The organism is Echinicola marina, assembly GCF_020463795.1.
Lineage (GTDB): Bacteria > Bacteroidota > Bacteroidia > Cytophagales > Cyclobacteriaceae > Echinicola > Echinicola marina.
The window spans coordinates 315038-334693 of the sequence record NZ_CP080025.1 but is presented as its reverse complement, the minus strand read 5'-3'; the positions used below and the strand labels follow the sequence as shown (position 1 = coordinate 334693).

At 42.5% G+C, this 19656-nt stretch carries 14 protein-coding genes; 10 read left to right on the top strand and 4 right to left on the bottom strand.

Features of this window, described 5'->3' with window-relative positions:
• The first annotated feature begins 55 nt into the window (after positions 1–55).
• From KZP23_RS01615 to KZP23_RS01580, 8 genes are all read left to right on the top strand, one after another.
• Positions 56–2020, top strand: coding sequence for a ComEC/Rec2 family competence protein (locus KZP23_RS01615; RefSeq protein WP_226334412.1), 1965 nt, complete (start codon positions 56–58; stop codon positions 2018–2020).
• A gap of 56 nt (positions 2021–2076) precedes the next feature.
• Positions 2077–2853 carry an enoyl-CoA hydratase/isomerase family protein gene (locus KZP23_RS01610; RefSeq protein ID WP_226334411.1) on the top strand — a complete coding sequence of 259 codons (777 nt, stop codon included), beginning with the start codon at positions 2077–2079 and terminating at the stop codon, positions 2851–2853.
• A gap of 1 nt (position 2854) precedes the next feature.
• On the top strand, positions 2855–4777 hold the full coding sequence (locus KZP23_RS01605; protein WP_226334410.1) for a RecQ family ATP-dependent DNA helicase: 1923 nt from the start codon (positions 2855–2857) through the stop codon (positions 4775–4777).
• Positions 4774–5367, top strand: coding sequence for a hypothetical protein (locus KZP23_RS01600; RefSeq protein WP_226334409.1), 594 nt, complete (start codon positions 4774–4776; stop codon positions 5365–5367). The genes KZP23_RS01605 and KZP23_RS01600 overlap by 4 nt, the downstream gene beginning before the upstream one ends.
• Entirely contained in the window at positions 5360–5911 is a 552-nt protein-coding gene (locus KZP23_RS01595) for an NUDIX hydrolase (protein ID WP_226334408.1), read from the top strand. Before KZP23_RS01600 ends, KZP23_RS01595 begins: the two co-directional genes overlap by 8 nt.
• A 162-nt stretch (positions 5912–6073) precedes the next feature.
• A complete protein-coding gene (locus KZP23_RS01590; protein WP_226334407.1) occupies positions 6074–6793 on the top strand; it encodes a tetratricopeptide repeat protein in 720 nt (239 codons plus the stop codon).
• Positions 6790–7752: an L-threonylcarbamoyladenylate synthase gene (locus KZP23_RS01585; protein WP_226334406.1), complete on the top strand. Its 963-nt coding sequence runs from the start codon at positions 6790–6792 to the stop codon at positions 7750–7752. The genes KZP23_RS01590 and KZP23_RS01585 overlap by 4 nt, the downstream gene beginning before the upstream one ends.
• Positions 7753–7804: 52 nt before the next feature.
• Entirely contained in the window at positions 7805–9004 is a 1200-nt protein-coding gene (locus KZP23_RS01580; RefSeq protein ID WP_226334405.1) for a phosphoglycerate kinase, read from the top strand.
• A gap of 102 nt (positions 9005–9106) precedes the next feature.
• Here the strand turns inward: KZP23_RS01580 and KZP23_RS01575 are convergent, their stop codons facing one another.
• The 3 genes from KZP23_RS01575 to KZP23_RS01565 form a co-directional block, all read right to left on the bottom strand.
• Positions 9107–9472, bottom strand: a complete 366-nt coding sequence (locus KZP23_RS01575) for a septal ring lytic transglycosylase RlpA family protein (RefSeq protein ID WP_226334404.1) — start codon at positions 9470–9472, stop codon at positions 9107–9109.
• A gap of 81 nt (positions 9473–9553) precedes the next feature.
• Positions 9554–10306, bottom strand: a complete 753-nt coding sequence (gene yaaA, locus KZP23_RS01570) for a peroxide stress protein YaaA (protein ID WP_226334403.1) — start codon at positions 10304–10306, stop codon at positions 9554–9556.
• Between the two features lie 4 nt (positions 10307–10310).
• Positions 10311–15920 carry a T9SS type B sorting domain-containing protein gene (locus KZP23_RS01565; protein WP_226334402.1) on the bottom strand — a complete coding sequence of 1870 codons (5610 nt, stop codon included), beginning with the start codon at positions 15918–15920 and terminating at the stop codon, positions 10311–10313.
• Positions 15921–16000: 80 nt separating this feature from the next.
• Between KZP23_RS01565 and KZP23_RS01560 the strand changes: the two genes are divergently transcribed.
• Together KZP23_RS01560 and KZP23_RS01555 are read left to right on the top strand one after the other, a co-directional pair.
• Entirely contained in the window at positions 16001–17050 is a 1050-nt protein-coding gene (locus tag KZP23_RS01560) for a PorP/SprF family type IX secretion system membrane protein (RefSeq protein ID WP_394370961.1), read from the top strand.
• A 12-nt stretch (positions 17051–17062) separates the two neighbouring features.
• Complete coding sequence (locus tag KZP23_RS01555) at positions 17063–18295, top strand: M48 family metallopeptidase (RefSeq protein ID WP_226334401.1); 1233 nt, start codon at positions 17063–17065, stop codon at positions 18293–18295.
• Positions 18296–18472: 177 nt separating this feature from the next.
• Here KZP23_RS01555 and KZP23_RS01550 read toward each other — a convergent pair whose 3' ends face one another.
• Positions 18473–19654 carry an IS4 family transposase gene (locus tag KZP23_RS01550; RefSeq protein WP_226332592.1) on the bottom strand — a complete coding sequence of 394 codons (1182 nt, stop codon included), beginning with the start codon at positions 19652–19654 and terminating at the stop codon, positions 18473–18475.
• Between the last annotated feature and the right edge of the window lie 2 nt (positions 19655–19656).

Below are 19656 nucleotides of genomic sequence, written 5' to 3'. Positions count from 1 at the left end.
TTTTGACTTGAGATTTATCGAAGGACTTCTTAAATTACAGGTAAACTTTTTTATCATGAAATTTAATGAATTCCCATTTTTGCGCTATTTCGCATTTATTGCTTTAGGTATTCTAAGCTATCCCCACTTTCATTTTTTCAATAATGAAGCACTGATATGGGGGATTGTCCTGTTGTTACTGCTTTATTTCACCTTGGCCATTGGGCAGTTAAGTAAAAGAGGATTTGCCTATAAATGGTGCTATCCCGTCTTGGCTTATTTTATGTTGATGCTTAGCGGTTATTACTTGGCTTATCAAGCGGATGAGCGCAATGAACCCAATCATTTGATGGGGTTTCAGGAGGTAGAGGGGTATATGGCGGTTGTTTTATCCTCAGATCGGGAAAAATCAAATTCCATTGCCAATAAGGTAGCGGTGAAAACAGTAAAAACTCCCCGTGGGTATTTTGAAGCGAGCGGGCAGGTGATGATATATCATCGGCTGGACTCAGTGCTTCATATTGGGGATGTCCTTTGGTTACAGGGGAAACCTGAGAAACTAGCTCCGCCAAGCAATCCAAAAGAATTTGATTATAGGGGATTCTTGGCCAATAAACAGATTTATCATAGTCAATTTGTCGGTAAGAGCCTATCGGTTTTGGGCAAAGTGAACGAACAGCCCATTTATTCATGGATCAGTAACATTCGTGACAATGCCATGATAGTCATTGACAGAGAGATAAAAGATGGACAGGTAGCACAAGTTTTGAAAGCTTTCTTATTGGGAGAGAAACAAGATTTGGACGAAGCCCTAAGTGATGCTTATGTCAAGGCAGGAACCATGCATATTCTGGCCGTTTCTGGCTTGCATGTGGGCATGATTTATGGCTTCTTTTTTCTTTTCTTTAAGCCTGTGCAATCTTCCCAAGGGAAACGGTTGGTTATATTGTCCGTTATTGTACTTTTAATATGGGCTTATGCTTTGCTTACTGGATTGTCCCCTTCGGTTATGAGGGCAGCTAGTATGTTCACCATTTTGTCTTTGGCCCAAGTCATGTCCCGCTCTCCATCCATCATTAATTCTTTGGCTTTATCTGCGGTGGTATTGCTGGTTCTTCAGCCTTTCATTATTTACGAAGTAGGGTTTCAGCTTTCCTATGCTGCGGTGCTAGGTATAGTGGTTTTGCAGCCAAGAATCAGAAGATTATGGTTGCCCAAAAATAAGTTGCTGTATTATTTATGGGAGATAAGCTCAGTAAGTATTGCTGCTCAACTGGCTACATTTCCCATTTCAGCTTATTATTTTCATGTTTTTCCTAATTATGGTTTGTTGGCCAATCTGTGGGCTATTCCTGGAGCATTTCTGATCATGGCCTTGGGGCTGCCCTATTTATTGTTATTGATTTTTGACTTTTCCTTTCCTCTTTTGACCGGTTTACTGGAAGGAGTGGTGAGGGTTTTGAACTATCTTATTTTTAGCATTCAGGACTTACCTTTTGCTCAAACAGAGGGGATATATATAGACCTGGCAGGGATGCTGCTATTTTGGCTGGGAGTGGTTTGTGTGTTTTATGTTTATGAGTATAGAAGAAAGACTTATGCTTTTGTGTTTTTCATTGTTTGTTTTTTGGGCATTGCTCAGTATTATATGAAGTGGTTTTTGAAGGCGCAGAAAAATGAACTATATGTCTATTGTCTTAGGGAAGGTATGGCCATGGACTATTTTAATAAGGGGAAGCTGTACAAAATCAATTGGAATTTACCATCCAAAGAGAAGGAATTTAAAGTCGAGCCCCATAGGGCTTATCTAGTAAATCAAGCTGTTTTTGAATTGAAAAGTGAGGGGCAGGGCGATCAAAGACGGGTGTATTTGCCAGATGGTAAATCCCTTTTGATCAATAAGGGGGTACTTGACTTGAGTACTTTACCGGTAGGGGAATTGTCCTTTTTTGAGGAGGGGGGCTGGAAGGTTTTGGCAAAAAGGGATAATTTGAAATTAGGAGAAAGCGCCTATAAAATTATTTTGGGGACAGGAAATTAAATTTTTGGAAGAACAGCTTACTCCACCTATCTTCAACTAACCAAGACATCTAAATTATGGGAAATCATGTGGTCATAGAGAAACAAGGGCGGATAGCTTATGTCATTATGAACCGTCCTGAAAAGCGAAATGCACTTAATGGAGAAATGGTAGGGCGTTTGATAGCGGCTTTTGATGCGCTAGAAAAGGATGCTGAAGTGAGGGTGGTCATTTTGAAGGGAGAAGGAAAAGTGTTTTGTGCTGGTGCCGATCTTGAAGATATAAAGAATATGCAGCTTAATAATTTTGAGGAGAATTTAGCTGATAGCAGGCATTTAAAGGAGCTCTTTTATAAGATTTATACTTTTCCGAAAGTGGTAATTGCTCAAGTGCATGGGCATGCCATAGCTGGCGGATGTGGCCTGGTATCGGTATGTGATTTTTCCTTTGTGGTTCCTGCTGCTTTTATGGGATATACTGAGGTGAGGATAGGGTTTGTTCCTGCGATGGTTTTGGTGTTTTTACTTCGAAAAATAGGAGAAGGCGCTGCCAAAAGTTTACTTTTGGGAGGAGAATTGGTGTCGGGAGAAAAAGCAAAGGCATTGGGCTTGGTAAATGAAGTGTATGATGCTGGAGAGCTGGAGGAGAAAGTAAGGGGATTTGCAGAAGGTTTGTTAAAACAAAATTCCGGTCAGTCACTTGCCCTGACCAAAGAGATGATTGCAAAGGTTCAGGAGATGGGCCTTGAAGATGCATTGGATTATGCTGCCCATATGAATGCCCAAGCCAGGGGAACAGAGGACTGTAAAAAAGGGATTGCGGCTTTTCTGGAGAAAAAGACAATTGAGTGGTAAGTTGAAAACAAAAGCATTATCAGTATTAAAAAAGGTTTTCGGTTATGATGATTTCAGACCGATGCAGCAGGATATTGTCCTTTCTGTAGCCAGTGGAAAGGATACTTTGGCCCTGCTTCCTACAGGTGGGGGGAAGTCCGTTTGTTTTCAGGTACCGGCCCTGATGCAAGAGGGGGTTTGTGTAGTGGTCAGCCCGTTAATAGCCTTGATGAAGGACCAAGTAGATAATTTGCGTCAAAGAGGGATTTTGGCGACGGCCATTTACTCTGGTATGCGCAAGCGGGAAATTGATACTACATTGGACAATTGCATATATGGTAATTATAAGTTCCTGTATGTGTCCCCTGAGCGTTTAAGGACTGATTTATTTATAGCGCGTTTCAAGAAGATGACGGTCAGCCTTATTGCAATAGATGAAGCGCATTGTATTTCACAGTGGGGTTATGATTTTAGGCCTCCTTATTTGGAAATAGCCAAATTGCGGGAGTATCAGCCAGATGTTCCTTTTATAGCCCTGACAGCGTCTGCCACTCCAAAAGTCAGGACGGATATAGTGGAGAAACTGGCATTGAAGTCCCCCAATTTATTTGTCAAGTCATTTGCCAGAAAGAACCTGAGTTATGCGGTCAGAAAGGTGGAGAATAAGCTAGAGAAAGCCGTTGAAATTCTGAAACGTGTCAATGGGGCGGCCATTGTGTATGTGAGAAGCAGAAAAGGCTGTAAGGATTTGGCCCTTGCCTTGCATCAGTTGGGGATTTCGGCAACCTATTATCATGCCGGTTTGGATAAGGCAAGCCGGGAACTTAGGCAATTGGATTGGAAAAACAACAAAATCAGGGTCATGGTGGCAACCAATGCCTTTGGGATGGGGATAGACAAGCCTGATGTGAGAGTGGTGATCCATGCGGACATTCCTGAGAATTTAGAGAACTATTACCAAGAAGCAGGTAGGGCTGGTCGTGATGAATGGAAGGCGTTTGCGGTCATCCTTTATCAAGACCGGGATTTGGAGCTGCTTCAGGAACGGGCAGAGCAGGCTTATCCACCTATTGAATTTATCAAAAGGGTTTATCAGAGTTTGGCCAATTATTACCGGATAGCTGTAGGCAGCAGTTTGATGGTGAGTTATGATTTTGAGATTACGACATTTACCAATATTTATAATTTGGATGTTTTGCTGACGTACCATGCGCTGAAGATTTTGCAGGAAGAAGGCCTGGTAGAATTGAACGAAGGTTTTTATAGTGCCAGTTCGTTTCATTTTTTGGTAGATCAGAAGGAGCTTTATGGTTATCAGATCGCACAGGCAAGTTTGGATCCATTGATCAAGGTACTGCTAAGGATGCATGGGGGGGAGCTTTTTACCGAGTATATCAAAATCAATGAGGAAAAAATAGCGGGTATCCTGAATGTGTCCGAGGGGCAGGTGGTCAAGCTTTTGGAGCGGATGGAAAATTTGGGCATAGGAGCTTATAATAAGAAAAAGGACAAACCACAAGTAACATTTTTAACGCCCCGTTTTGATGCGGGGAGGTTGCCGCTTAATGTAAAGCGGATCAGTGAAAGGCGGGAGAATAGTGTGGCAAAGGCCAAATCCATGGTCCAGTATATAGAAAATGGCGTCCTTTGCAGGACCCTACAGCTATTGTCTTATTTCGGGGAAGAAAAAGATGAACCTTGCGGCGTCTGTGACGTTTGTTTAGAAAATAAAAGGGCAGGAGACCTAGTAGGGCATCTTGTGGAGATGAGGCAAAAGTTATTGAAAACTTTAAATACAGGAGCTTTGTTTACCTATAAAGAGCTCTTGTCAGAAGCTGGATTTAGTCATGAGGATGATGAAGCCTTAAAACTGCTTCGACAAATGGAAGAGGAAGGGCTTTTGATAAGCTTGGAAGATGGAAGAATAAAGAAAAACGCTGAATGACATTTGTAGAAAATATCTTGAATAAGCTTTTTCCAAAGGATAAGGAGACGATCAGTCATCGGGAAAACGCGAAATATGGCCCTGAGGACAAAGCCAATGTACAGCAATGGATGAGATCAGCAGAGGGGAAAAAGTTATTTGAATCTATTTATTCCAGTTACCATTTGGAGAAAATAGGAGAAGTATCAAATCCTGAAATTCAGATATACCGTTCGCCATACGCCAATGGAATCGCAATTTTTTATGATTTTCCCTTTAATTCCGAAAATTTTTACCAGCTTTTCTTTGCATTTGGCGAGCGAATGTTAGCTTTAGGATATGATCGTGTAAGTATTGAACGATCTGTTCAAGAAAAGAAGCAGGGAATCAATATTACAGAGAAGCAATACCTTAAGCCCAAGCCAACCTTAATGGCGGATCAAACGGAGCAGCTTTTTGGAAATGTTACTATCGAAAAAGTATTGGTTAACCATCAGCCCCAGATGATAAAAATCCTCGTCACGGTTTATTCTGACAGGCTGTATACCAAAGCCAAATCGTTTGATTCCTTTATTGAAGCAATATTTAATCACCCCAATAAACATGAATAGAGAAGGACTTAAGAAAATATTAAACAATTACCGGACTCCATTTGAGGAGGAAAAATCTTTTATCAATGACTTTATAGCACTTGCAGATGATCCAATGGCCTTTTCAAGGGAGAGGTCAGAAGGGCATTTTACTGCGTCGGCATGGATAGTGAACAAAACCAGGACCCATGCGCTGCTGACACACCATAGAAAATTAAATCGCTGGTTGCAATTGGGCGGACATGCAGATGGAAACGATAACCTGATGGAGGTGGCCATGACCGAAGCAAAAGAGGAAAGCGGATTGATTTCATTAAAGCTGGTGGATTCCTTTATTTTTGATATTGATAAGCATTTGATTCCAGCCAATGCCAAAGAGCAGCAGCATTACCATTATGATGTGCGATTTCTGGTGGAAGCTGCCATGGACGAGCCCTTGACCATTAGCGAGGAAAGTAAGGATTTGGCCTGGGTGAGCTTTGAGACTGTTCCTGATGTGGTGAATAGTAATGATTCTATCATTAGGATGTTGGAAAAAACCAGCAAATCAGAATTGGTTTTTTAATAAGTTTATCTTTCATTTTAGGATTTGGGCTGCTGGGCATGCTGTTTTTTTGAGGTTGCTAATTGATTGATTATGACTGGTTGTTAGATATTTGGTAAAGATTGTTCTAATAATCTGTCAGATCATTTATAATTCTTATCTTTGTCTGAAAAATTACCAAAAGTGAGAAAATTACTAATATTGCCTTTGCTGATGTTGATGTTTTGGGCTTGCTCCCCTTCAGAGCAGGAACTTTACGATGCGGGAGTCAAAGAACTGCGAAGTGGAAATTACCAAGAAGCGATCAGTTATTTTGATAAAGTGATCGTGAAAAATTCAAAGAATACCGCGGCCCATAATGCCAGGGGGGTAGCCTTTTTTGAACTGGAGCAATGGGATGAGGCAATAGCTGCTTTTGAGACTTCCAAGGAAATAGATTCTACTTCTTATAAGCCTTATTTGAATTTAGGCAATGCACTCCTGGAAAAAAAGGAGTTTAAGAATGCGGTCAAAAATTATAATATGGCCAGTGCCCTTGACCCCAACCAAACAGATATTTATTATAATCGCGGCCTGGCATTGCTAGGTATGGAGCAATATGAAGATGCTATCCTGGATTTTGATATGGCCTTACAGGTGGATCCCAATCAGGCTTTAGTACATTTTAACCGAGCAAAAGCCCTATTGGGAAATAATAATCCCTTAGAAGCCATTAATGCCTTGGAAAGAGCGGTGGCGCTTGATGACCAAAATGGCCCTGCTTTTTACCTCCTTGGTGTTACCCAAATGAGCGCACTGGGAAAGAAAGAAGAAGGCTGCATGCACCTGAAGAAGGCCTTGAGTCTTGGGTATTCAGATGCTCAGGAATGGATTGATGAATTTTGTGATACAGCTTCTGAATGACAACGATCGGAAAAGATATAACCAAGGCAAAGGAGATCCTAGAGGCAGGAGATCTAGTAGGAATACCTACGGAAACGGTTTATGGTCTCGCAGGAAATGCCTTAAATCCTGAGGCGGTTACTAAGATTTTTGAAACCAAGAATAGGCCTAGCTTTGATCCTTTGATCGTTCATACAGGCAGCGTAGATCAGATCCAGTCTTATACTACTGGATTATTACCTGAATTAGTAGAATTGGCAGATAGGTTTTGGCCGGGACCACTCACGCTATTGTTGCCCAAAAAGAATGTTGTTCCCGATTTGGTGACCAGTGGTTTGGATCAGGTGGCGGTTAGGGTGCCTAGCCATCCATTGACCAGAGCGTTATTATTATCCCTGGATTTTCCTTTGGCTGCACCAAGTGCCAATCCATTTGGTTATATTAGCCCTACCCAAGCATCCCATGTAGTGGATCAGTTGGAAGGTAAGATTCCATATGTGCTAGATGGAGGAAAGTGTGAGGTGGGATTGGAGAGTACCATTGTGGGAGTAGAAGAGGGGCAAATTATCATTTACAGGCTTGGGGGCGTGGAAGTGTCAGCCATCAAAGAGGTGGTAGGAAATGTGTTGATTTTACCGCAGTCTAGCAGTAATCCAAAATCTCCAGGGATGCTAAAAAGTCATTATGCGCCTAGGAAGCCTTTTATTTTGGGAGATTTAGAACAATTGGTACCTTATTATATGGAAAAGGGAAAGCAATTTGGAGTGTTGAGCTTTCAGAAGAAATATGAAGGTATTGCTGAGGGAAATCAAATTGTGCTTAGTGAAAAGGGGGATTTTAAGGAGGCCGCCCAGCAACTATTTGCTGCCATGCGATATTTGGACCAACAGGATGTGTCGGTGATTTTGTCAGAGGAGCTGCCCGAAAAGGGGCTGGGCAAAGCGATCAATGACCGTCTGAGAAGAGCTTCTGCCAAATAGCTTTTTTCAAATTATATTAGAAATTAAAAATCATATTAAAACCTATTTAACCATGAACAGTAGGATAAAATCTGTTGATAACCTTAGCTTTGAAGGTAAAAAAGCCCTAGTAAGAGTAGATTTCAATGTTCCATTGGACGGTGATTTCAATGTAACAGATGATACCAGGATCCAGGCAGCTTTGCCGACCATCAACAAAATTTTGAAAGATGGTGGTGGCGTGATTTTGATGTCCCACCTTGGTCGTCCCAAGGAGGGGCCTGAGGACAAATTCTCTCTAAAGCATATTTTATTGGATTTGGAAAAGGCTTTGGACCGTCCTGTGAAATTTGCGCCTGATTGTGTTGGTGATGAAGCAAAACAATTGGCTGCAGGCCTTAAAGGAGGTGAAGTTTTACTTTTGGAAAACTTGAGATTCTATAAAGAAGAAACGAAAGGTGATGCTGAGTTTGCCCAGAAATTGGCTGGCCTTGGAGATATTTATGTAAATGATGCCTTCGGTACTGCTCACCGTGCACATGCTTCTACAGCTATTGTGGCTGAGTATTTCAATGATAAAGTATGTGGTTATTTGATGCTCTCTGAATTGGAAAATGCTGATAAGGTGTTGGGCAATCCAGTGAGGCCATTTACGGCCATCATGGGAGGGGCAAAAATCTCCGATAAAATCTTGATCATCGAGAAATTGATGGACAAGGTGGATAACCTGATCATTGGTGGAGGTATGTCTTATACCTTTGCTAAAGCAAAAGGAGGAACCATTGGTGATTCTTTATTGGAAGAAGATAAAATGCCATTGACGCTGGAATTGGTAGAAAAAGCAAAGGCAAAGGGGGTTAACCTTTATTTACCATTGGATAATGTGATCTCTACTGATTTTGCCAATGATGCTGAACAAGGAACTTCTAAAAGCGGACAAATTCCTGACGGATGGATGGGCTTGGATATTGGAGAAGAAACTAGGGTCCTTTTTGCTGACGTGGTGAAAAACTCTAAAACAATCCTTTGGAATGGTCCAATGGGTGTATTTGAAATGTCCAGCTTTGACAAAGGCACCAAGGCGATTGCTGATGCAGTTGTGGAGGCAACCAAAGCAGGAGCATTTAGCTTGATCGGTGGTGGTGATTCTGCTGCTGCAGTGAATAAGTTTGGATTAGGAGAAGATGTGTCTTTTGTTTCCACCGGTGGAGGAGCTCTACTGGAATATATGGAAGGCAAAGAGCTTCCTGGTGTAAAAGCCTTGGAACCTTAATATTCTTAAAATTTAGTGACTATAACTGTTAGGGCTGCTTCTTATGAGGCAGCCTTTTTTTGTCGATCAGGTTATTGTAACAATTTGGTGAACAGTTGCTTGCTAATATTTTATCCTGACTGGAACCACTCCATCCCGTATCATGTCGATTCTTTTTGCTGCTTTTTTGGAAAGGTCGATTACCCGGCCGGAGACAAAAGGCCCTCTATCATTAATTCTGACTTTTACCGTTTTTCCGTTTCTAAGGTTTTCCACTGTTACCATAGTCCCAAACGGCAGGCTTCTATGCGCAGCCGTCAATTTGCTGTGATGATAGCGTTCACCACTTGCAGTTTTTCTTCCGTCGAACTTATTGGCATAATAGCTGGCAAGGCCTTTTTCACTTCTTGCGCTATGTTTGGTAATACTGGCGCATGAACTGAAAATCAATAGTCCTATGAGCATCAACAGGCTTATTTCTTTTTTCATTTTTGGGCAATAAATACTAAAGCCAGCAGGTTGGACTAAGTGCTTTCCCGCTGGCCTTACTTGAGTTAGGACTTCAATTACTTATCTAACGAAGATCCATTCGTTTTCCGTGCTTTGTGGAGCAGAAAATTCATATCCATCCACATTAAATAGTTTGATTTTCTCTGGCTCAGTAATTTGGTTTTTGATGATATAGTCAGCCATTAAGCCCCTTGCTTGCTTGGCAAAGATGCCGATGATCTTGTATTTACCATCCCTATGTTCTTTAAAATTTACATTGATCAATCGTGATTTCAAGGATTTTTTGTCAACAGCTTTGGCGTATTCTTGAGAAGCGAGGTTAATGATAGCTTCTCCTTGAGCCAATTCATTTAAGGCTTTGGAAATCTTTGTTCCCCAGTATTCATAAAGGTTCTTACCTTTTTTATTTTTCAGGGAAATACCCATTTCCAATCTATAAGGTTGTATTAGGTCCATTGGCTTTAGCAAACCATAAAGTCCTGAAAGAATCCTAAGGTGCTCCTGTGCAAAGTTCAGGTCTTCTTCGGAATAGTTATCTACATCCATGCTTTTGTACACATCACCTTTGAAGGCCAAAAGTGCCTGCTTGGAATTTTCTACGTTAAAGTCAGCACTGAAATTTTGGTATCTTTCCTCATTGAGCTGGGCAATGTTTTCACTTACCTTCATCAACTTTTGGATGTCTGAGGAGGATTTTTTTTTCATGATGGATACCAAGGCTTTGATATCAGATTTAAAATCAGGCTGGGATGCCAAGGAAATATCAGTGGTGCTAAGATCAAGAGTTTTAGCGGGGGATATTATTGCAATCATATTTTTATTCTACTACTACTATAGCTTTTTTTATGGTTCTCTCTATATTTTGTTCTTCGCTATTAAACTTAATAATGACCGGATAGGTTCCTACGGGGACTTTTTTACCATTTACGGTGCCGTCCCAAGTACAGAAAGGAGAGTTTCCTGGCACATTTTGTTCTATACAATGTTTGATCAATTCTCCCCATCTATTATAGATCAATACACTGATTTCATCAACGAAGTCATTGACGTATACGACAAAGTTTCTGTTGGGATCTTCAGGAATAAGTGCTTCAGGGAAGACGATTCTTAGTCTACAGTCTTCTATGACCTCAAAGGTATCCACAAAAGAGCAGCCTGCAATGTCACTTAACATTAAAGTGTAATTACCTGGCAAGGTCGGGGTGAAAATGGAATCTGTGCTCACCAGTTCATCGTCAAGATACCATTCAAAGGTATCCCAATTACCCAATGAATCTAAAGTTTCTGTCACCCCTTCAATGGCACAGATGGTATAGGTGTCATCTAATATTGGAGGACGGTTCTCAGAGGCCAATACTGTTATTTTATCATTTCCAATAGAGCATAATCTGCCAAATGCTTCCGCTATCAGTCTTACGCGATAGGTGCCCGGTTCAGTTACAGTTATTTCATCCATACCATCCAGCCCTGGTATATAGGTGCTGATATTATTATTGTCTACCGTAAACCAGCGCGTTTCGGCTTGGATATTTCCCAGTTCAGGATAAGTGGCCGTAAGTGTGGCCACAGAATTACCATCACATATTGGGTTTGTCAAGTTAAGTTGGATATCAACGTTTTCTGGCAGCGGCTCCACGACAAACTCGATAGGGGCTTGGGGGCATGGAGTACCAATTTTAGGCTGAACATCCAAGGAATAGTTGCCCTCAATACTTGAAGAAAAGCTTTGGTTTCTACCTACTATCTCTCCAATGGAATTTCTCCAGAGGAAAATATAGTCCGAAGGATTCAGCCCAGGCCCCAATTCAGCAGTGTACAGTGCTCCATCATCACAATCATAATCGGGTGCCGGCAGGGTAAATTGAACTTGGTCATTGATGGTGAGGTTCATTTCCCTGGTTCTAGGGCAATCAATTCCATTCGGATCCTCTCCAAATACCGTGTACAATCCCTCTATATCAAGGATATAAACACCATTGGCTTCGGGCGAAATAATTGTACCCGCTGGTCCTGTAATGGTATAATTTATGCCTACGGCAGGTTCAGGAGTAAAATAGAATGCCTCACAGGCTACCGGATTGGATGGAACGGTAAAGCCTACAGGAACTTTAGGGTCGATCACATAATTTTGTGGATCAGGAACAGCGCAATTATTAGGGTCCGAAACTTCAAGGGCATAGGTGCCATCTGAAAGGGGGACTGTAACGCTGCCTGAGATCGTACCGGTGAGTTGCTCTCCATCATCTTCATTGATGATGGTGTATGATCCGTTGGAGATGTTTCCTGTCAAGGTAATGATCAAACTGCCATTCGCAATGCCATTTGCATCGCATTCTTCTGGATTAGCGGTAACAGTATATTCAAAGCCTGCCGGTGGGTTTTGGTTTTCGATGCTTACTGTTTCGATGAATTTACAGCCATCATTCTCTGCAGTTATGGTGTATACTCCAGGTAAAAGGTCAGTAATGGGGCCTAAAGTTTGGCCGTCAGTTACATTGGTGAAGCTATCTCCTGTTTCTTCTACAGTGACCGTTTGTGCATCTGACATCATGGTGATTTCAAAACTTCCATCTGCTGTGGCACAATCACTGGCATTGTTGAGAATAGTGGTGGTGAATTCAGGTAGTGGGTCCACTCGAAGTTCTACCCTTTTCTCGACCACACAACCCGGAAGAATAGGGTCTTCGGCTCTAAATATAATATCATATAGGTCTGGTCCAGGTAGGCTTTCCACATTTATTTCCCATTCAAATCCTGTTCCCAGCATTGTAGGAGGGTCGGTACTTCCTTGTACCTGATAGGACCATTCACCACTTACAGGGGTGTCGGGAGCAAAGTTGATATAATTTTCCTCATAACATGATTCCTCTGCATCCTGAGTAAGTTCAAAGTCAAATGCAGGCCCCACAAAGACTGATGAGCTGGCCGGGCATGACTGAAAGGTGGAGTCTGCGTCTGCCGGAATGATATGATTGACTGTTACGGTATAGATGCTTTCTTCCGAAACATCTATGGAATTGGACGTACTATCTCCTAGGATCTCACCCTGCGCATTGATCCATTCAAATGTGTAAAGCCCCTCATTGGGATCGTAGCCGTCTATTGCTGTAAGGGTTACCGTATTTCCTGCACAAAGCGTAATGTCATCCTGGAGTGTGATCGTTGGGGGAGCTACCACTTCTATTTCCAGACTGCCAGCATAATAATCAGGATTACCACATCTTTCCACGTCCAATAAGACCGTATAGACGCCTGCTGAGTCAAAGGTATACTCCATGTTTTGAAAATCATCCCCTTCACCACTGTAGGTGAAAATGGTAGCGTTATTGCTATCGGTAATGGTCCAGTTATAGAAGTCAATATCAGGCTCACCAGCTCCTTCAAATTCTACAAAAGCCTGGCCATCTTCCAAGCAAACCCTGTCGGGACCGGCGATTTCAGGATCTGGGACATTGCTTCCCGAGTTTTGGACATAGGAAGGTAGTCCTAGGTTGTTGGTAGCACTTCCATCTAAACTGGTAGTCGGCCCTTGTTCATTATAAAAGCTGGTATTACAGTCATTGCCAGGTTGGATGGTGCCAACCTGTGGTGCTCCGACGACCGAGACATAAATCTGGCCGTCAGGTCCCATTTGCAGGGCACCCAAGTTACTTCCGCTGCTCCCTGAAAGCGTCGTTCTACTGTCTTGTATACATTGTTCTATTGCTGCTTGGCTATTGGCGTTCTCGAAACAATTTGGACAGACACTGGTCACAGGATTGTTTGGGTCAGTATCATCGGTCAATGTGACTCCTTGAATAGGGATTTCTTCAATCCCCTCACCATTTTGATAGGAGACGAAGATTTTGTTGCTATCACTGCCAAACTCCAAGCCATAAACTTCGTCATCACAGCCCAAGTCAATGGTGGCATACTCACTGAGTTCTCCGGTTTGTTCATCAAAGTCAAATACGTCGACTTTACTACAGCCGTTTGCGTCCACCACTGTAACTGCCAGCTTTTCCCCGTCCGGACTGAATTTCATGGCACCTACACCCGTGCCAAAGTCATGGTTACTGCCTACGGAACTATTGATAGATTGTCCTACTCCTTGTGAGGTGACTGGATAGGCACGGAAGGTGTTATTGCCCATTTCATGAAACATTACCCAAGTCGTATCCCCCGAACTGATAGCAGCAGATTGCTCGGTGGCTGGATCGAAGAGGAAGTTGTTACCACTGACTACACTGCCGATTCCCTGCTGGTTTTCACCTTTTATGTCTACTAGAGAGAATTTGACCTGATTTGATCCCCCCGATGCTGATTCTGTAGTGAACAAATAGTACAGGGTTTGTTCTTGGGGAACCTTTACTGCAATGACACTTTGGGAGGCACTGTTGTCGCCACCTATGTCCTCTCCGCCTTGCATGGGATTGCCGTTAAGGTCCCAAACAGTCTGTCCATCCGTATAAAACAGTACTTGGCCTGCCTGATCTGAGATGGTGGTGGTCCCGGCTGGTAAATCCCATGTAAATCCCGGATCTTCTACAGGTCTGGGAACAGGCGCATTGGGGTCGTCTGGATCTGGGTTAAAGTCTAGGCCTGCGCCATTGCCGAAATACCAAATATTATTGGTTTGGTCATTTACTTTTTCATTGGCTACAGGATCCCACATTTTAACGGTGGTTTCCGCATATACATAACATGAAGAACCTGGTTCGCGGGCCAGTACCCAGTATGTACCCGGTTCACAGACTTCATTGGCTCCTTCAGCTATCCATCCCTCTTCTTTTTTATTGGACCAGAAATACTCATAAGTGGAGCCGCCTCCTTGGCCACCTCCTCCGATACCACCTCCTCCGGAGCCACCGCCTTGCCCTTCCTCACCAGATTGGACATCTAGCATTTCATTGAGATCAAGACAGGTCAAACAGGTCGTTGTATCCGAAGGCGTAAAGCTGGCTTGCAGGTTGTTTTCCTGAAAGGTTATGGGATAAGATACTGTTTCCGTACTGCCATCTGCCAAGGTCACAGTAAGGTTTACAGTGATGTTTTGTTCACCCGTTGCGTCAGCAGGCAGTAATAAGTGTTCTTCGGTTAGGTCCAATTCGATTTCTTCACCATCCTGGTCTGTGGGAGGAGGCAAAACTTCCCATGCATAGGAGCTTACGGGGATGTTGGGAGGGTTAAGCAGGGAGGTTAACTGTAAGGGATTATTCATACAGGGCATCTGTGGCATCCAAGTGAAATCCACACTGACATCCAAGTCTGAATTAGGGGCAAATGAAGGGAATATCCCCCCACAAAAATCCGTGCCATTAAATGGGTTTTCATCCACTGTCAAAAGGGTAGGATCTGTTTCATCTGGATTCTCTAAAGTACCAACATAGTATGCGTCGTTATTGGATTCCTGATAGATATAATAAAGTTGTCCATCTGGGCCTACTTTGACATCCATGATCTGCTCAATGGTTTCTGTGTTCGAGCTTGGAGGTGTAGGGATGATTTCAGGTGCAGCCGAAAGATCATCAATAGGAATCCTCAACAACTCATTTCCCTTGGAGAAATAGATGGAATTTCCATCTGGAGAAAGGCTTGCTCCTCCATATTCACTGCTCGGAGCACCTATGGATTGGTCTATTGTTTGAGGGTTTGAAAAAGTACCGGTTCCTGTATCAAAGTCCAAAACTGTAAGGGGGCTCGAAGGGTCACCGGGGATAATAATGAGTTTTCCTGTAGATTCATCAAAAACCATCCTTTCGGGAGTATTACTGATGACTTGGTTATCTGTAATGATAAAATCACCTTCTACGTCATTGATTTCCCTGGACACCAATTCACCTCCTTCAAAGCTGATCAGGTAGCTGGGTGAGTCGGGTGTTTTTACCACTGTGACCGCTCCAGATGCGGGGCCAATAACTTGATCCAAGCTGCTTACTTCACCAGCTGGAGGTGAATTGGCAGGAGCGGAACCTTGGGCATTCATGTCCATCACTGCGTATTGGAGTTGCCCGGATGGACTTAGGTAAAAAGTGTAATAGGTCTGTTCACCTTCAGGGTCATAGTTCAATGGAGCAATCGCCACAGTTTGACTTCCGTCAAAATCACCATTGATACCATTGGGAGCTCCTTGTATGGGTTCATTGAGGTAGTTATAAACCAATTCACCATTGGTGTAAAACAAAGGTTCTCCAGTGATAGGGTCAATGGCGATGGCATTATTGTTTTGGCCTACTACGACTGAGCCTGGCAAAGTGTTTACATTGGGAGTGTCTCCTTTGCCGAAGGAGATATAGTTGTTCTCAGTACCTGGGCCACAGTAACCAAATATCCATTCATTATTATTGTATCCCTGCGAAAAAGAATTGTTTGTAAATAAAAGACATAAAATTATCCCATAGTATATATAAATCAATCTGAAATTTATGTATATAGGAGTCCTTTTCATAATTTAACAGTGGATGTAAACAACACCATTTTCAGGTAAAACGTTTATAATCTTAGTTATTCAAATAAACGAACAAATAATTGTTTAGGTCTTATATAAATATAGTTTTTTGCACTTTAGCATTTACGTTCATCACTAAATATAGTTTTGGACAGGATCCTCAATATAGTCAGTATTATGCAGCGCCACTTTATTTGAATCCTGCTTTTGCTGGATCGGATTATCAAACGCGTATTGGAGCTAATTATAGAACCCAATGGCCAGGCTTGGATGCGCAGTTCAATACATTTTCTGTTTATGCCGATACTTTTTTGGAACGCTATAATAGTGGTTTTGGTCTGATGATCATGAATGATGTAGAAGGGGCCGCGGACCTTAGATCGCTTACCATTTCTGGAATATACTCATATGAACTGAGAATTGCTGAATCTGTTTATTTTCGACCGGGATTTCAGGCTAGTTATATCCGCAGGGATATCGGTTATTATGAAAATTTGATCTTTGCCAATCAGATCAATCCTGAAGACCCTTTTGGTCCTTTATTGCCGGGCAATTCTGATTTGTCTGGATTGGGAGAACCTGTGAATATGTTTTCTCTTTCTTTCGGAGGATTGTTCTATACGGAAAATCTATGGCTCGGAGCCTCCGTGCACCATATTAATCAACCCAATCAGTCTTTTTTGGATGGGGAGAGCCTTTTGCCCAGGAAATATTCAGCTCACGCGGGGTATAGGATAGGTTTGGGACATGGGGCCATGAAAAGGGATTTTACCCATACCTATAAACAGCGGTATTTTGTCCCTACGGTCAATTACAAACGACAAGGCCCATTTGAGCAATTGGATTTGGGGGCTTATTTGTATGCCGAGCCTTTGATTGTAGGACTTTGGTATAGGGGCTTGCCATATAAGCCGTTGAACAGCGAAAGTAACCGGGATGCTATTGTGGCTTTGATAGGAGTGAGTCTTCCCTCTGGTTTGGATGTGGGCTATAGTTTTGATTATACTGTTTCGCAATTGGGTATTCAATCTGGAGGAGCGCATGAAATAAGTATTTCCTTAAGGCTTCCAGATAGCAATCCTGGCGCTCCAAGGCTAAGGGAGACACTATTGCCTTGTCCCAAATTTTAGTAGATTTGCCGCATGAGCGCAGAAGGACTAAAATACCTAATGGTGGGGCTGATTGTACTAGGCTTCTTTTTTGATAAACTTAGCAGTTGGTTGAATGTGCGACAGCAGGTGCCGGCTGTACCCAAAACATTGGCCAATTACTTGGACAAAGCAAAACTTCAAGATTCAAAAAACTATCAAAAGGTAAATTTTAAATTTGGTTTGCTTACTGGCTTTTTGTCTTTTATTGTAACGCTTGGATTACTTTATTGGGGTGTTTTTGGGATGTTGGACACTTGGGTTTGTTCTTGGGTCGAAAATCCCATTTGGCAATCCCTGATTTATTTTGGTTTGCTTTTTATAGGTTCAGACTTGCTTTCCCTGCCATTTGACTATTACCATACCTTTAAAATCGAGGAGGATTTTGGTTTTAACAAAACCAGTAAAAAGACTTTTGTTTTGGATAAGCTCAAGGGATATGCATTGACCATTCTAATTGGTGGCGGTCTTTTGGCATTACTGCTTTGGCTGATCAATGAACTGGGGAGTTCCTTTTGGCTTTATTTTTGGCTGGTGGCAGCCGTTTTTATGGTACTGCTCAATATGTTCTATACTTCATGGATTTTACCACTTTTCAATAAGCTTAGCCCTTTAGAGGAGGGAGAACTTAAAGAAAGCATCTTGGCCTATGCTGCTTCAGTGGGCTTTTCCTTAGAAAATGTATTTGTCATTGATGGGAGTACCCGTTCTACCAAGGCCAATGCCTTCTTTTCTGGAATTGGTAGGCAAAAGAAGGTGGTGTTATATGATACCTTGATAGCGCAACATAGTAAGGAGGAATTGGTGGCTGTTTTAGCGCATGAGATCGGGCATTATAAGAAAAAGCATATTCTACAAAGTATGGTCATCAGTATTTTGCAGGTGGGGTTGATGCTATATATTTTGTCATTGTTTGTAAATAGCGAGATGATCAGTTTGGCAATGGGAGCCGAAAGGGTGGCCGTACATTTGAACTTAATTGGATTTGCCCTGCTATTTTCGCCTATATCTACCTTTTTGGGAATCGGAATGAATATTTTAAGCAGGAAAAACGAGTTCGAGGCTGATCGATATGCCAAGGAAACCTATGCAGGCGAGCCTTTGGCGGCTGCCCTAAAGACCCTATCAGTGAAAACCCTAAGCCAGATTAATCCCCATCCACTATATGTTTTTGTCAATTATTCCCATCCACCTTTAATGAAACGATTGGGAAAATTGGAAGATTAAAGATGTGGCTTGGTTTTTATTTCACGAAGTGATTTTTAATGGTCCTTTGAATACCGGATAAAGAAGAGGGGTGTTTTTGATACATTTGGTAAAAATTTAATTAAATTGGATCAATGCTGTCCTAAATAATTTTTGATAAGCCCTTTATCCAGTGTTTAAATCCAAATTAGGGACATATTAAGGAGTTTGAGCAAACAGATCCCCCTGTACTATATTCTGGGGTGGTTTATCGGGTTCCATGAAGGGGCTGTCGAGCCATTTCTGCAGTTCGATTTTAACAAAGATATTAAGCCGGATAAAGGCGACAAGATTGGACAGGTGCCAGCCGAATTTTGCGGTAGCCTTCATGACTTTGAGCAACAGGATGGTGATCAAAGCCGTCCATATCTGGATCATTACCGCATTTTTAGAGGTTCCGATAAAAGTTTTGATATGCAATAGCTGCTTGATGTCCCGAAAAAACACCTCAATTTCCCATCGTGATTTGTAGAGATCCCCAATGGTCTGAGCGGCCCATGCAAAGTTGTTGGTGATCAGTTCTATGGTCTGCTGGTTTTCCTCATCCCACACGGCCACTCTTCTGAGCCTCCCGGGGTACTTGGCCTTGGACTGTGGGTTTGTCAGTTCGATTTCTTCGTCCTTGAGCACATGTTGAGCGGTTGTTGTGGGCAGTTCCCGTTCTTCGACGGTACTGAAAGCAAGGTTGCCCTTGTGCCTGATCACGAAGAACACCCCTTTGCTGTCCCAGACGTTGAGCATGGGAAAGTCATTGTAATACCGGTCGGCGACGATCACCGACCCTTTTTCCAGGGGGATGTCGTAAGCCCCTTTATTGTCCCCGACACTCCCCTCGGTAATGTTCACGTAAACAGGGAGTTTCCCGTCATATTCCAGCAGGGTATGCATCTTTACAGCTCCCTTTTTGGTACGGAAAGTGGCCCAGTCAAAAACCGAAAGGCAAAGGCTGATCACCGTGGCATCCAGCAGATAAACAGGAACCTTGATCCTGAGTTTGGACCTCTTAATGGAAGCCTGCTGTCCTAAACTTCCCAGCAGGGAATAGTAAAGGTCCCTGAACAGGTCCGAATCCCTTCGTTTGTTCTGATAGCTGATACTTGATTTGGAAGGGGCCCTGGAAATACCAAGATGGTTAAGGTTACCGGTGGCAGACCGGAGTCCGTTGGAAATGTCCCTTACCGAGGTGCTCTTGGCAAAATGGCAGAACAACATCGAGACAAGATGTGTCCAGCTATCGAATCCCTTGCAGCCCTTATCGGTCTGCTTTTTCTTTACCAAATTCTTGAAAATTGATCGGTCTATCTTTTTAATAATTTGTGAAAACAATGTAATATTACCCATGG

Excerpts from the sequence above, each read along its gene's own strand:
- KZP23_RS01615 (WP_226334412.1), top strand. The coding sequence starts at position 56 with ATGAAATTTAATGAATTCCCATTTTTGCGCTATTTCGCATTTATTGCT.
- KZP23_RS01610 (WP_226334411.1), top strand. The coding sequence starts at position 2,077 with ATGGGAAATCATGTGGTCATAGAGAAACAAGGGCGGATAGCTTATGTC.
- KZP23_RS01600 (WP_226334409.1), top strand. The coding sequence starts at position 4,774 with ATGACATTTGTAGAAAATATCTTGAATAAGCTTTTTCCAAAGGATAAG.
- KZP23_RS01595 (WP_226334408.1), top strand. The coding sequence starts at position 5,360 with ATGAATAGAGAAGGACTTAAGAAAATATTAAACAATTACCGGACTCCA.
- KZP23_RS01585 (WP_226334406.1), top strand. The coding sequence starts at position 6,790 with ATGACAACGATCGGAAAAGATATAACCAAGGCAAAGGAGATCCTAGAG.
- KZP23_RS01580 (WP_226334405.1), top strand. The coding sequence starts at position 7,805 with ATGAACAGTAGGATAAAATCTGTTGATAACCTTAGCTTTGAAGGTAAA.
- KZP23_RS01575 (WP_226334404.1), bottom strand. The coding sequence starts at position 9,472 with ATGAAAAAAGAAATAAGCCTGTTGATGCTCATAGGACTATTGATTTTC.
- yaaA (WP_226334403.1), bottom strand. The coding sequence starts at position 10,306 with ATGATTGCAATAATATCCCCCGCTAAAACTCTTGATCTTAGCACCACT.
- KZP23_RS01565 (WP_226334402.1), bottom strand. The coding sequence starts at position 15,920 with ATGAAAAGGACTCCTATATACATAAATTTCAGATTGATTTATATATAC.
- KZP23_RS01555 (WP_226334401.1), top strand. The coding sequence starts at position 17,063 with ATGAGCGCAGAAGGACTAAAATACCTAATGGTGGGGCTGATTGTACTA.
- KZP23_RS01550 (WP_226332592.1), bottom strand. The coding sequence starts at position 19,654 with ATGGGTAATATTACATTGTTTTCACAAATTATTAAAAAGATAGACCGA.